This is a genomic window from Polaromonas sp. P4_H1, from assembly GCF_056400945.1.
Window position 1 is genome coordinate 380386 of record NZ_JBFUKG010000001.1, and the last position, 14143, is coordinate 394528.

10 protein-coding genes and 2 pseudogenes are annotated in these 14143 nt (G+C 56.4%); 9 read left to right on the forward strand and 3 right to left on the reverse strand.

All coding sequences use genetic code 11. The features are described 5' to 3' along the window. Positions 1-278 precede the first annotated feature (278 nt). From AC1DS5_RS01695 to AC1DS5_RS01710, 4 genes and pseudogenes are all read left to right on the forward strand, one after another. Positions 279-2390, forward strand: coding sequence for a type I restriction-modification system subunit M (locus AC1DS5_RS01695; protein WP_477716511.1), 2112 nt, complete (start codon positions 279-281; stop codon positions 2388-2390). Then, a complete protein-coding gene (locus AC1DS5_RS01700) occupies positions 2387-3790 on the forward strand; it encodes a restriction endonuclease subunit S (protein WP_477716512.1) in 1404 nt (467 codons plus the stop codon). Before AC1DS5_RS01695 ends, AC1DS5_RS01700 begins: the two co-directional genes overlap by 4 nt. Then, positions 3787-5289 carry a hypothetical protein gene (locus tag AC1DS5_RS01705; RefSeq protein ID WP_477716513.1) on the forward strand — a complete coding sequence of 501 codons (1503 nt, stop codon included), beginning with the start codon at positions 3787-3789 and terminating at the stop codon, positions 5287-5289. Before AC1DS5_RS01700 ends, AC1DS5_RS01705 begins: the two co-directional genes overlap by 4 nt. 118 nt (positions 5290-5407) lie before the next feature. Continuing rightward, positions 5408-5791, forward strand: a pseudogene (locus tag AC1DS5_RS01710) (DTW domain-containing protein); the annotation flags it as partial. A 216-nt stretch (positions 5792-6007) separates the two neighbouring features. On the opposite strand, the gene AC1DS5_RS01715 reads toward AC1DS5_RS01710, so the two are convergent. Then, positions 6008-8017, reverse strand: a complete 2010-nt coding sequence (locus AC1DS5_RS01715; RefSeq protein WP_477716514.1) for an ATP-binding protein — start codon at positions 8015-8017, stop codon at positions 6008-6010. 243 nt (positions 8018-8260) lie between these two features. Here AC1DS5_RS01715 and AC1DS5_RS01720 point away from each other — a divergent pair, with 243 nt between their 5' ends. Further along, on the forward strand, positions 8261-9061 hold the full coding sequence (locus tag AC1DS5_RS01720; RefSeq protein ID WP_477716515.1) for a tRNA-uridine aminocarboxypropyltransferase: 801 nt from the start codon (positions 8261-8263) through the stop codon (positions 9059-9061). 188 nt (positions 9062-9249) lie between these two features. Here the strand turns inward: AC1DS5_RS01720 and AC1DS5_RS01725 are convergent, their stop codons facing one another. Then, entirely contained in the window at positions 9250-10239 is a 990-nt protein-coding gene (locus tag AC1DS5_RS01725) for an SLAC1 anion channel family protein (protein WP_477716516.1), read from the reverse strand. A gap of 173 nt (positions 10240-10412) precedes the next feature. Between AC1DS5_RS01725 and AC1DS5_RS01730 the strand changes: the two genes are divergently transcribed. The 4 genes and pseudogenes from AC1DS5_RS01730 to AC1DS5_RS01745 all read left to right on the forward strand — a co-directional run bounded on the left by AC1DS5_RS01730 (position 10413) and on the right by AC1DS5_RS01745 (position 13167). Beyond that, positions 10413-11321, forward strand: coding sequence for a LysR family transcriptional regulator (locus tag AC1DS5_RS01730; protein ID WP_477716517.1), 909 nt, complete (start codon positions 10413-10415; stop codon positions 11319-11321). A gap of 102 nt (positions 11322-11423) precedes the next feature. Then, positions 11424-11834 (forward strand): annotated as a pseudogene (locus AC1DS5_RS01735) (DTW domain-containing protein); the annotation flags it as partial. Positions 11835-11958: 124 nt separating this feature from the next. Next, positions 11959-12624, forward strand: a complete 666-nt coding sequence (locus AC1DS5_RS01740; RefSeq protein ID WP_477716518.1) for a glutathione S-transferase family protein — start codon at positions 11959-11961, stop codon at positions 12622-12624. Positions 12625-12915: 291 nt separating this feature from the next. After that, positions 12916-13167: a hypothetical protein gene (locus tag AC1DS5_RS01745; RefSeq protein WP_477716519.1), complete on the forward strand. Its 252-nt coding sequence runs from the start codon at positions 12916-12918 to the stop codon at positions 13165-13167. Positions 13168-13384: 217 nt separating this feature from the next. Here AC1DS5_RS01745 and AC1DS5_RS01750 read toward each other — a convergent pair whose 3' ends face one another. Beyond that, the gene (locus AC1DS5_RS01750; RefSeq protein WP_477716520.1) at positions 13385-14032 is read right to left on the reverse strand and encodes a TetR/AcrR family transcriptional regulator; all 648 of its coding nucleotides are present in this window, start codon (positions 14030-14032) and stop codon (positions 13385-13387) included. Positions 14033-14143: the final 111 nt, after the last annotated feature.

The following is a 14143-nucleotide window of genomic DNA, read 5'->3' on the forward strand; positions in this document are numbered from 1 at the left end:
CAAACACGCCCGGCGAAACATCAGGCGCTGCCCGTTGAGCAGAACACCCACCAGGGTGCGGCGCGTGCCGTGAAGCGTTGTCTTGCGGGGGCAGGGCAACAGGTTCATTGGCAAATGGGTGCTCGTTGCGACTATTTTCATAGCTGCATGCACCCGTGCTCTATGGGCTGGTGGCCATTTTGCAGATACCATCACCCAGACATTGATTTGGTTGATAGGGCAATGTTCTGTCGACTCAATCTGCTTAGCCACAAAAATTCCAATCTAAGAACTAGCTCATGAATCTCATCGCTGAAGGCATCAAACAAAAAATTATCCGGTTTGAGGACGACGAGAAGTACATTGTTTATGTGCACCAGAACAAGCGGCGAAACTACGCCAACCCAGAGGAGAAAGTGCAGGCTGATGCATTCCTTCAACTCGCGCTAATCTACAAATATCCAGTCAAACGGATTCAACAGTTTGTTTCGGTTCAGATGGGAACGGAAACAAAGGAAGCAGACATCATCGTGTACGAAGACGATGCGCTGAAGTCTCCACTTATCGTCATCGAGTGCAAAAACTCGGCAGCTAGCGAACTCGAATTTGTACGTGCTGCAGACCAGGCAGTTAGCTACGCGGTCGCAGAGGGCGCGCGCTATGTCTGGGTCACCACCAAACTCAAAAACGAATATTTCGAGATTCCGGCCAAGAAGCCAAAAGGCCGTATCACCATTCCAGACGTACCCCAGTTTGGCGTGACTGAACTGGCACGATTCAAATTCGCAAAAGACGGCGGTACGTCCAAGACGGGCCAGAAGCTGTTCCCTATCGAGACCGTCACAGAGGACGAACTGACGCGACGCTTTGAGCAAGCACACCAAGCTCTATGGGGAGGAGGTGAACTCAACCCGTCTGAAGCCTTTGACGAACTCGACAAACTCATTTTCTGCAAATTGTGGGACGAACGGAAGCTGCGCAAAACGGGCGAAGCGTACGACTTCCAGATATTTACTGAAGACACGAAGGAAAAGACTGAGAAGGAGCTGCTTGAGCGTCTCAAGAAGCTTTACGAGGAAGGACGAAAGAAGGACCCTGAAGTTTTCAAGGACGACATTCGCCTCAGCGCGGCCAAGGCGCGCACCGTCGTAAGTTACCTGGAAGGCGTCAACCTCTCCGACACCGACCTAGACAGTAAGGGCCGCGCTTTTGAGACATTTATGGGCTCGTTCTTCCGGGGCGACTTCGGCCAGTATTTCACCCCGCGACCCATCGTGAAGTTCATCGTCGACGTGCTCCCCATCACGCACGAATCGTTTGTGCTTGACACATCATGCGGTAGCGGCGGATTTCTGCTTCATGCCCTGGACAAGGTGCGTAAGCAGGCGGACGCCTATTTCAAGCCAGGATCGGACAAACACTACCGTCACTGGCATGACTTCGCGCAGCACAACCTTTACGGCATAGAGATCAATGAGCAGATCGCGCGCACGGCGAAGATGAACATGATCATCCACGACGACGGACACACCAATGTCGTCGCCGCCGACGGTCTGCTTTCGCCCGATGACATGCGCGCCAAAACAAAGAACCAAGGTTTCAAGGCTGGCCGTTTTGATTTCATCATTACCAATCCGCCTTTCGGCTCATCCGTTAAACAAACCGAAAAAGCCTACCTTCACAACTACCGTCTAGCTACCCGCAATGTGGACTGGTTGAACCCCAAAAGTAAGGCCGCTGATCGCCCTGGTCAGGACACCGAGATTCTGTTCATCGAGCAATGCGGTCACTACCTTCGCGAAGGCGGCTACCTCGCCATCGTTATCCCGGACGGCATTCTCACCAATTCGAGCCTTCAATACGTCCGTGATGAGATTGAAGAATTTTACCGTATCGTTGCCGTTATCTCCCTGCCACAAACTGCATTCACTGCCACCGGTGCAGGGGTGAAAAGCTCAGTGCTCTTCCTGAAAAAACATACTGCCGCCGAGATCAAGCATATACAGGACACAAAGCAGGCGCTGAAGGACCGCATCCGCGAAAAAGAAAATCTGGAGCAGCACCTAAACACCATAGAAAGAGACAAGAAAGCCGCGCTCAAAGAACTGGGTGAGAGCACCGAATTTGCACAGCTAGACACCAAGGCGCGTAAGGATGACGAGGCCTATGCTAAGGCGGTCAAGGAAATTTCCGACCGCTTCGCAGCGAAAGCCGACGACCTTCGCTACCGCCTGAGCGAGGTATATGAAAAGCGCCGCCGTACAGCACTACCCGACTACGACATCTTCATGGCCATCGCTGAGGACATTGGCTATGACGCGGTAGGTCGCCCTACGAGGGTTAACGAGTTGGACGCGATCACGGAAGAAATGAGCCGTTTCATCGAAGCCATCGAGAAGGGTGCCGCATGAGCTTCGCCATCAGCAACACCGCAAACTCTTCCAAAGTTTTTGTGACAAAAATGTCGCGATTGGAAGCTCGTTGGGATCCAAATTTTTACCGTTGCATGAAAGTCTTTCGCGAAAGGGTCAAGGAGTGTGCGTACCCGATAGAAAAACTTAAGCACTCATTAGCACTTGTTCAATATGGCATATCAGAACGTGCCACCGAGGAACCTATTGGCGTACCCATGCTGCGAATGGGTAACCTCCAAGCGGACGCTTGGGATCTCGCAAGCCTTAAGTACATCCAAATGACGGCCGCGGAAATGAAGCCCTATCTGTTGAAGAAAGGTGATCTTCTTTTCAATCGCACAAACTCGAAGGAGTTGGTTGGTAAATGCAATGCCTTCAACCTGCCAGATGAATATGTCTTTGCCTCATATCTAATTCGTGTTCGTTTGAAGAGCGGCACATTACTGCCGGATTATGTAACGGCGTTTCTCTCTTCATCCTTGGGACGGATACAGATTGACGCAGTCAGTCGACAGATCGCGGGTATGACCAACATCAATGCCGAGGAAATACGTGATTTGTATATTCCAACGTTGGATGAAGCGACACAACACAAAGTAGTAGCCGCATGGCAGGCGGCCATTCGAAATCGCGATCAAACCCTAGAAAAAGTGCGAATCATTCTGGCTTCAATTGATGATGTACTGCTCGCCGAACTCGGCATTCCAGAGATAGTCGAGCCGCCGAATACGGTTAAACGCCGCGTCTTTCATCGCGCTTTTTCTGAGGTCAGCGGTGGACGCCTCGATCCGATCGCAAATCAAGAAAAACGGACACGCTTGGAACGAGCGATTCACTCGTCCAAATTTGGTGTCCGCTCGTTGCGCGACGTCGTCACTTTTGAGAAGACCCTCGTAAACGAAATCACAGATGGTGAGAACTATGTTGGCTTAGAAAATATAGACGGAGAAAGTGGCGAATTCCGCGCGACGACAGACAAAGAGTCCGTGGGCACCGCCGTTCGGTTTCAGCCGGGACAACTTCTATTTCCGAAGCTCCGCCCCTACTTGAACAAGACCCACTTTGCTGCATTTTTTGGAATTTGCTCGACCGAATTCCATGTCCTTACGCCGCATGGCGTGACAGGAGAATATCTTGCGGCATTCCTACGCTCTCGCAGCATCATCGGGATCACCTCGCTCCTGATGACGGGAAATACGCTACCACGCCTGCAGACAAGTGACATCGAGCGACTTCCCGTCGTAATCCCACCGCTGTCCAACCAGAAAAGTATCTGCGCCAAGATCGGCAAGCTGCAATCGACGGCACGCGCGTTGCGCCGCCAAGCCGCAACTGACCTCGAAGGCGCAAAGAGCAGTATTGAGGCAATGATTCTCGGAAAGGAATCTTTGGGATGAAACTCAAAGGTGTTCTCGATTTTTCGCTCGGCAATTTCCTTTGTCTGCGAGGCTTTGCCCGTATGGGTGATCTCTATGCGGTGTCGGAACCCGACCCCAGCTTTCAACGTGACCTGCTCAAGCTACATGAGAAGGAAATGGTAGCCTTCCTGCGCGAAGGCGAATATCTATTTTTCCCGGAGGTCATCCTGGCCACTACCCTGTCGCCAGATGCCGACACCAACGAGGCGGTGACGCAGCTTTTCGAGAACGTCCGACAGGGTCAGCATTTCAGCAACCTGAAGTTCCCGGACTATCGGCTTTCGTGTGCTGTTAATAAGACAAAGAGCGAACAAGATACTCGTGCGTTCGACAGCTTCCAAACTGGCACGCTGGAACTGAATGCGAAACCTGCTCATAAATTCTCGCGTATTGACGGTAATCATCGGCTGAGCGCTACGCCAAAAGACAAAAAATTCGAGGCGCACAACACGCCGTTCTGTCTGCTGTTGTTTCGCAATAGCACAGAGGCAGCCCGCTTTAGCCGAGCACTCTTCCACAACATTAACTACAAGTCCGTTCCGCTGACGATGGAGCAAAACTTGACGCTGATTCTTGATGATTCAGCGCTGTTCCCTGACGAAAAGCTGAAAGAGAACGAGTCGTTCGGTTGGCCGTATTACCACGCGCGAAAGCTCCACGGAAAACTGGACTTCGACTTGTTGCCGCACCTTAAATCGTTCATTGAGGTTAAACCTCGGACTTTTCTGGTACAGCAATTCGAGTTCTTGACAGAAAAAAGGGTACTCGGAGATAACGAGAATGCAGTGAAGCGTTTCAAAGAGGCGCTCGGCAAGATCAATAGCCTCTTTGAAGCCTCGCCGACGTTGCAGGAGTCGAGCAATCGCGGACTCTTGGCCGCACTGGCCTACTACCAAATCGCACATCCACACACTGTTGCAGCGTTCGTACGCTGGGTGCTCGCCAATCACCTGCATCTAATTGAGGATTCCAGTGCGCCCGACCTGATCGCCATCTTCGACAAGGTCCTAGGAAGCCGGAAGCGAACAATATTCGTCTCGATGCCCTTCGGAAAACCTCACCCTGATGATCATTACGCCATCATCCAGCGCGTGGCAAAGGACATCAGCGAAGCCCATGGGTTGAAACCTGCGCTAAAAGTTCAGCGCGTGGACTGGTTTCAAGACGGTACGAGCTACGAGATTAATGACAAGATCATCGACATGATGAGTGATTGTGGCTTGCTCATTGGCAACTTGACGTATTGCAACCCCAACGTGTACCACGAGATTGGGTTCGTGATGGGCAAGGCAAAGGCGGAGGGTATAGACGTCGCCAATATGCTTCTATTCCTTGACGAATCCGTTCCGGACAACGCAGACAAGTTTGTCGGGTTTAACCTGCGCGGAATAAAGCAACTTCGGTTCACGCAGCCTGAAGTAGGTTTCGTACCGGCACTTAAGGAGAATCTAGAGCGCTTCTTCAAACTGACCGTTTGAATCGCGGAGCGAAAGACCAGACCCCAATCTCTCATTGAAAAGGGCCTGACCGATACGATGGTTCGCCAACTGATGAATGGCAAAGAAGCCAGCCACCACCAACATTAAGAGCAGCCGCATGACCCACGCCGTCTCTCGCCTGCGCACCGCGCGCCTGGCGCGCAGCTCCAAACCCTTTCTCGCCCGTGGCGGTCCGCGCGGGGAGCGCTGCGCCGGTTGCCGCCTGGTTCTTAGCCACTGCCTGTGTGCCTTGCGCCCTGCAGTGCCTGTGCGTGCGGGGGTGTGCCTGATCATGGCGGACATCGAGCCGCTCAAGCCCAGCAACACGGGCTGGCTGATTGCTGATGTGGTCTCTAGCACTTTTGCCTTTGGCTGGGCGCGCACAGAGGTGGACCCTGCGCTGCTGGCCCTGCTGGCCGATCCGCAGTGGCAGCCATATCTGGTGTTTCCGGGGGAGTTTGTGGCGGCCGAGCGGGTGGTGACAGAGGTGCTGCCCGTCGAAGCGCTTCGGCACGTTTGAGGTTCGCATCGCCCTCAGCATCATTTCGATGCGCGGAGATCTAGTACGGCGACGCGGTGTTGTTCCGTGAGTGGCAGTAAAAATCCATGGTGAAAAAGGCGCCGAGGGCTGCGTGAGTGAACCCTAGGTCATCCTGCCATGCCATCTGCGTGCCGCGCTGGAGCAGATGAACCCCGGATGCACAAGACGGGCTCTCGTTCATTTCGCTTCGGTCATTTCGGCCGAGGGCATATCGACATCACCATCAGAGGAGACCGGCTCATCGTCGAACACACCTTCCAAGTATTTCGCGTGACGCTCCTGCAAATGCTTCAGAGATTCGCCTTTGTCAGCCTGAAATTTCAAACGCTCTTGGAAGAACTGGAGTCGAGCACGGTTTTCGCCTAGCACCTGCGCCCAGGTCTTCACGTAGATGGCAATGTTGCCCTTCTTGTAGATCTGGCCACTTTCGTCTGTGATACGTTGTTCTGCGTAGGTACCGAAGTTGTCGCTGATCACCCAGAAGATCCATTTAACACCAACACCTTTGAATCGCTCATCCGCAGCAACGGAAAAGGCGTATTTTTCGATTTGGGTGATCTCACTGGAATCCACTGGAATTTTCGGTCGCTTCAATTCCACAACTAAGTGAGTGACCTCGTTCGCCTTGTGCCGGCGAATCGCCTTCGACAGCATCAGGTCGACAATACCTTTAGATTGTGAGATGTGTTTGACCGGCGCGTCGATCACGATCTCTTCGCCTAGGATTTTTCGATGAGCACGCAACACCTCGATCAATGACTGATCATCCACGGACAACGAGAACTCTTCGCCGAATAACCAACAGTTCTCAGCAATGATGCGGTGCAGTTGGGTACGCTCCTTCAGTCGCTGCTTGGGTCCATCGTCAAACAGCACAGCATCCAAGCCGGTCAGGAATTTCAGACGGTCGGCAATTACCTTGGCCGAACTGATGATAGACGACAAGGATACGTCTTGGAGCAAGCCCGCCAATTCGTCACGTTTGCGTTTGGGCAAATTCAACACTTCCGTCAAAATGAGCTGCAAATCCTCGGGGCTCCTTTCGATGGCCTGTCGCAGCATCCGCAACTGGAATTGTTTGTTCTTAGGCGGCGCCTCGCCGAAATCAGGTAAGTGACGCGCGACATTGAGGGCCACGATATCGAAGACTTGGCGCTCCACCTGCTCGATTTGGGTAACCGGTTCGCCCACGTAAGGATAGATCTGCGCTGACTTCCATTCTTGGACGAAGCTGCTAGCTTCCTGAGCGGCTCGGTTGCGGAAATGGTCCTTGATTACCTTCTGGGCTTCATCGAGGGCTGCCGCGATCGGAGTCTGCATCTCCGCTAGATCGATGGTGCCCTCTTTCTGAGCAACATCCAGATAGGTCGTGTGCAGGTAGGCAGAGAACTGATAATCCCCCACATGAAAGCGGCGCCCCACCTGCACAAGTGGAAACCGTTTTTCGTTACAAAGGAACAGGGCGCGTTGCGAAATGCCTTTCCACTCGACCACTTCGAGACGGACTGGATGGACTTTACCGTCCGCTTCGATATCGGAAAGGTTGAACGCCTTTCGACTCTCGATGGCCTTGGTCGGATCGATGCGGCGACCGCCAACGATGACGCGTACGTCCTCGTAATCTGACAAGTAAAGCGCAAAGATTTCGGTCAGTTCGTGCAAGGCTGCATCACTGTCCAGCGCGCGGAAGTCCTTGAGCGGGTTTGTGATTCCCAACGTGACACCTCGTTCGGTGCCAGGTTTGGCTTCTACCTCATCGGAAATGGCAACGTTGCGGATGTCGTTGGACGACATGCTGATCGTGTAGGACCACAACTTGCCGTCGCGTTCGTAGACAACCTCCCAATCGGCGTGAGTGCCGATAGCGAAGGCTTTGAACCGCCCACGCCCCTCTTGGCCATGGAGATTTCGTCCGCTAGGTGTGGCGGATCGGGTTTTCTTCCAGGATCCGCCCAGCTTGCGGAAACATTCAGGAGCTTCACTGCGAGGCAGGCCGAGTCCGTTGTCTCGCACAGTGACGTGATCCAGAGTACCGATCGCGTTATGTTCAAACGAGACGCTGACCCGATTCGCGTCCGCATCTAGGCCGTTCCAGATCAGTTCCGAAAGTGCTTGGACTGGTTTGGCGCGGGTAATCTTTTCTAGGTGATCGGATTGGACCTCCACCGGATATTGCTGAACGGCCATATTTATTTCTCCCTATTCATAACATAACATAAGGCTATAAGACGATGGGTACGGCATAGCTAGCTCCGCGCTCGCTGCTGTGTACGGGGGAGCCACGCGATAAATCTGCGACGAGGAACCGACCACACCCCCAATTGATCGGTGGGCGATACAGTGGTTCGTCAACGGATGAATGACAAAGAGGCCAGCCATCACCAATATCAAGAGCAGCAACATGACCCAAGCCGCTCCCAAACCCTCCACATGACCCACGCCGTCTCCCGCCTGCGCGCCGCGCGCCTGGCGCGCAGCTCCAAACCCTTTCTCGCCCGTGGCGGTCCGCGCGGGGAGCGCTGTGCCGGTTGCCGTCTGGTTCCCAGCCACTGCCTGTGTGCCCTGCGCCCGGCTGTGCCTGTGCGTGCGGGGGTGTGCCTGATCATGGCCGACATCGAGCCGCTCAAGCCCAGCAACACGGGCTGGCTGGTTGCCGATGTGGTGGCGGACACCTTTGCCTTTGGCTGGGCGCGCACAGAGGTGGACCCTGCGTTGCTGGCCCTGCTGGCTGATCCGCAGTGGCAGCCGTATCTGGTGTTTCCGGGGGAGTTTGTGGCGGCCGGGCGGGTGGTGACAGAGGTGCTGCCCAGCGAAGCCCAGGACGGCAACGAAGTTCGACAGGGCAAGCGGCCGCTGTTTGTGTTGCTGGACGCCACCTGGCCCGAGGCGCGCAAGATGTTTCGCAAGAGCCCTTACCTCAACCATCTGCCCGTGCTCAGCCTGCAGAGTGAGCAACTCTCTCGCTACAAGCTGCGCCGCTCGAAGCGCCAGATTGGAGAACAGAGCCACTTTTGCACCTCGGAAGTAGCCGCCCTGTGCCTGGAGCTGGCCGGCGAGACGCATGCGGCGCAGACGCTGGAGGCGTACCTGGATGTGTTCACCAACCACTACCTGAATGCCAAGCAGCAGTTGCCTGTAAACCTGGAGGATGCTGCGCACCAGCGTTTGCGCAGCCTGCGTTTGCCGCATGGCAGTGGCGCTAATGTGGTGCGCCACTCTGTTCCGTACTGATCTGGCGAGGCCTGTGGGCCTCGTCGCTGATCAGCCGGCGCTCCCGGAATGACCACCTCTGACAGGCCCCGCTGCCGCGTCAGATTTGGCAAGAATGGTCGGCTTTCCGGCGTCGGATCGAACAGTCAGTCACGACCCATTGCAGTCATCGATGATTCAGATATGAAGGACTGGATTGCAGGGCGGATTCAACCGGCGAGCAGCTTACCGTTAAGAAGAATGTGCAGCGTTCTGACAAAGAGAACCACAATCGCGATGGTCAGCATGGCGAGCAGGATGATTGCAATCACCTTCATGGGCCAGGCTTGGACGAACATCGAGTATTTCAGCGAGGCACTCGCTAGCGCTGCCATCGGAAAGCTGATCCCCCACCAACCGGTAGCGAACGGAATCCCCCTACGGAAAACCTTGGGCGCCAGTGTGAGGAATATGAAAAGACCGAAGTAGAACAGCAACCCGGAGAAGGTGTCGACGTGCTGCGTAATGTTGGTGTAGGCGAGAAAGCCCACTTCGAACGGTGCCATCAGGATCAACAGCGAAGGGACCATGCCGGCGGGCAGCGGCTCGTGGTGAATCATTCGCGACATGATCATCGTAAAGAACGAGAGGGCAATCATCGTTCCAACGGCCAGTGCGAACAGGTTGACTTCATGGGCCCACGGCATTGGCATGGTCCCGCCGGCAACAGCGATATCCAACGTGGCCACGCCCGGGATGAACCAGGCGGGAACTGCGTGCGCAGCGTCAATCTTTCCTTGCAGCAGCCGGCTCGCAATCGCGAAACAGAGCGCGATCGTCGAAATCGTGCCCACTGTCCATATGACTTCGGCGAGCGTCTGGCTCAGTTGGGCAACGACCGAGGAGAGCAGCAGGATAGCGATCGTGATCGTGCCGAAAAAATTGCCGGCGACGGGATGCCGATACTCACTGACGACCGCGTCAGGATGTTTGACTGCCTTGACGAGATATCCCGCGCTCAGCACGAGGAATACGATCATGGCGAGGATACCGGCTGCGTCGGAAATCAGCGGGCTTACCCCGAATTCGTGGCTGGCCTGGCGCCACGCAATGGAAAGTCCAGCAATACCCATTACCGACGCAAACAGGTTGACGGGCAAGTTTCTGATGGAAGCGGTTTTTCGCAAGGACTGCGGATTGGAACTCGAAAGCGTTGACACAGCACATTCTCCAGATTTTTGGGACCGGAGGCGTGGCGGCCCAAAGCAGCCAGTCGAGAAGCCTCAAATCGTTCGCTCCCTCGCTTGTCGGGGAGACACTGCAAATACTATCCACTTCCACCGATAAAGATAATCCAGCATAATTTAGAATAATCCTCCCAGAAAATGAGAATATGGCTGACCGTTTCGAATCCATGTCGATCCTGGTAGCCGTGGTCGAAGCAGGCAGTTTTTCTGCTGCGGCGCGCCAACTCAAGATTCCGCTTGCCACGGTGAGTCGCAAGGTCGCAGACCTGGAGTCGCACCTGAAAACCCGACTCCTGCATCGCTCCACCCGACAGCTTTCTCTCACCGAAGCCGGGCAATCGTATGTCGCCGCATGCCGGCGCATTCTCGAGGAAGTGGGAGAAGCGGAGCGTGCGGCGTCGGGGGAATATGCGGCGCCCAAAGGGGAGCTCGTCATCACGGCACCCATCGTCTTCGGACGTCTGCACGTCTTGCCCGTGGTCGCGGATTTCCTCAAGACTTATCCGGACATCGATGTGCGGATGGTGCTGACCGACAGCGTGGTGCATCTTCTTGAAGAGCACGTAGACGTCGCAGTGCGGATTGCTGAACTGCCCGACAGCAGTTTCATAGCGGCACGGATCGGCACAGTGCGTCGGGTGGTGTGCGCAAGCCCGGCCTACCTGGCTGAACACGGCACGCCGACGAGCCCCTCTGAGCTCGCCGCGCATGCATGCATTACCCACGAACAGGTGACATCCAGGCAGGTTTGGACCTTTATGTCGGGCAAGTCGGAGATCGCCGTGCCTATCCGTTCGCGGCTTGCCGTCAGCACTGCCGAAGCCGCAGTCGATGCGGCAGTTGCCGGCGTTGGGCTCACTCGCGTGCTGTCCTACCAAATGGCGAACGCGATGCGTGCCGGTGCGCTCAAGGTCGCGCTCGAAGCGTTCGAGTCGGCGCCGCTGCCCATCAGCCTTGTTCACACCGGACAGGGAATCCTGCCGCTGAAGCTGCGCGCTTTTCTTGATTTCGCCGCGCCGCGGTTGAAGGCTCGGTTGGTGGAGGTAGGGGTCTGAAGGCGCTTCGATCGGCGTGACTGCGGGACGTCGTGCAGTGGCAATCTCGGGCGGGCGGGCACACGTTTGACCGGCAGCTGTTGGTCGGGAGCGTGAGTTCGACAGGGCAAGCGGCCGCTGTTTGTATTGCTGGACGCCAGCTGGCCCGAGGCGCGCAAGATGTTTCGCAAGAGCCCTTACCTGGACCACCTGCCGGTGCTCAGCCTGCAAAGTGAGCAACTCTCTAACTACCGCCTGCGCCGCTCGAAACGCCAGATTGGGGAGCAGAGCCACTTCTGCACCTCGGAGGTGGCCGCCCTGTGCCTGGCGCTGGCCGGCGAGACGCATGCGGCGCAGACGCTGGAGGCTTATCTGAATGTGTTCACCAGCCACTACCTGAATGCCAAGCAGCAGTTGCCCGTGGACATGGAAGACGCTGCGCACCAGCGTTTGCGCAGCCTGCGTTTGCCGCAGGGCAGTAGCGATTTTTGCTTGAATGGTTTCGTTCGGGACACCGATTTACCCGATCTTTGAGAACTGGCAAAAAAAGTAGTTCAGGATGTCGATTTAGGCCTATCCCGAACGTCTAGGCTAGTAAGTGAGCGGTAAAAATGCGTATCCGGCACTCAACGAGACATCCAGCACAGGAGAAATCACCATGACCCTTCCGATGACCCCTACCATTACTGCCTTTGAACGGTCGCCCGATCGCGGCAGGGGACTGGCGCGTGACATGCGCGTTCGCTGGGCGCTTGAAGAAGTGGGCCAGCCTTACGAGGTTCGTCTTGTTTCGTTCGGGGCGATGAAGGAACCCGCGCATCGAGCGCTTCATCCTTTCGGGCAGATTCCGACCTATGAAGAGGGTGATCTTGCGCTATTCGAGTCGGGGGCGATCGTGTTCCATATCGCAGAGCGCCATGCGGGCCTGCTGCCTGACGATGCGAATGCCCGGGCGCGCGCGATCACATGGATGTTTGCCGCGCTCAACACGGTGGAGCCGCCGATCCTTGATCGCGGAATCGCCACGCTCCTGGAGCACGACAAACCCTGGTATGGGGAGCGCCTGCCTATCCTCGAGGATCGCGTCCGTGTACGGCTGGGCGAACTTTCCAGTCGGCTCGGGCGTGCCGACTGGCTCGACGATGCGTTCAGTGCCGGTGACCTGCTGATGGTGACGGTGCTGCGCAGGTTGAACGGATCGGGTCTACTGGAGAACTATCCGAACCTCTCTGCCTATGTCGCCCGTGGCGAAGCGCGGCCGGCCTACAAGCGTGCTTTCGACGCTCAATTGGCGGTTTTCACGGGCAAGCCACTGACCGGCTGAAAACAACTGACGGGTCGTACCTTTACGCGACATTAGTCTAACCAGACGCCGCCACACGGGCGACTCAAGAGCGACAATCGACCCCAACACACTAGTGTGGTGTTGCACGCTATCCGGTACATAAAACCGTGTCTTTTTGCCCATGGCGGCGTTGCAAATCCTCGCAATAGTGGAACTATTGCTGTGGTTTGCGCCTTGCCCTGAACAAAAATCCATCGGTTTTATTTGTACCGTCAAGCATGCAACAACACACTAGGCAACCTCGCCCTACATCAAGACAAGAGCAGCACCATGACCGAAGACACGAACCGACAGAACGAATTGAAGAAGATGGAGCTGTGCGACTCGTGCGCCGGCATCCAGCGCAACTGGCGCAAGGCTCCCGGGCACCCGGAGCTGGTGCAGGGCGGCAACCGGCAGGAAAAGCGCGGCGGCCATCTGGTCACCATCACCAAGTACCGCTGTGACCGCTGCGGCACGGCGTGGGAGTACGAGAACGACAAGGCCAACCTCAAGGCGGGCTGGTCGGTGGTGGGGCGATAGACGGCGCCAAATAAAGTTGCCCGGCTGAGCAACTGGTGGCATGAGGGCTGCAGCCCTGTTTGCTCAACCCATACCCCGTACGTCTTCCCGTACTTTTCCACCCGCCCTCCAGCTTGCGCAACACCCCCCGCGTTAGCCATTCGCCAGGATCGCGCAGTGCCGTATCGGTGAAGCATTTGGCATTTGGTATTTGGCAATCACTGCCCGTCGGCCCCACTCATCCTTTGCGCGCAGCGGGCTTGCCGGCCGCATTCTCCAGCCCGGCCCGCAGAAGCGCCTGCGCAGCCCACTCCAGCGTTGCCAGTGCCTCCTCGTCTGAAAGGTGGCAGACGTCTTTCATGACGACCAGCGCTTCCATGCCCAAGGTCAGGGCCAGCGCCGATCGCACACGGCGCCACTGCGCGGGGCGCAACTGCTGCCGAACGGGCTCCAGCGCCTCGTCGAGCCATCGGGTGCGCCTGCCTTCCCGGACGGCGGCGGGCGCCTCGCCACGCCGGCGGCTTTCCAGCCAGGTGTCGAGGTACACGCGCAGGCCGGTGCGCAGCGCGATCTCCTCGGTCAGGGCCACGCCGTTGAACGTGCCCAGCAGTCCGCGCAGCCTGTCCACCGGCTCACCCCCTTCCAGGCTTGCCAGCCAGCGCTCAACGGGCTCCGCCGCCGGGTTGACCTGGGCGACCTCCACCAGCAGGGCCTCCTGAGTCGGGAAATAACGGTAGGCCGTGGCGCGGGACACTTTGGCCAGCTCCGCCGCTTCGGCGACGGTAGGCTGCGCGCCGTCTCTCAGCAACTGGGTGGCCGCGGCAACCACCGCCGAGCGGGTGCGCTCTTTCTGGTTGGCGCGTGGATCGCTGGGTTGTTTGGTCATAGGCTCGTTACGATACTTTTGTCTCAAGATGACTTGACAGTCTAACATGACGCGTTATGATACTCGTGTCTCATGAAGGGACGGAACTCCAACTTAAATGAACGGATGCTC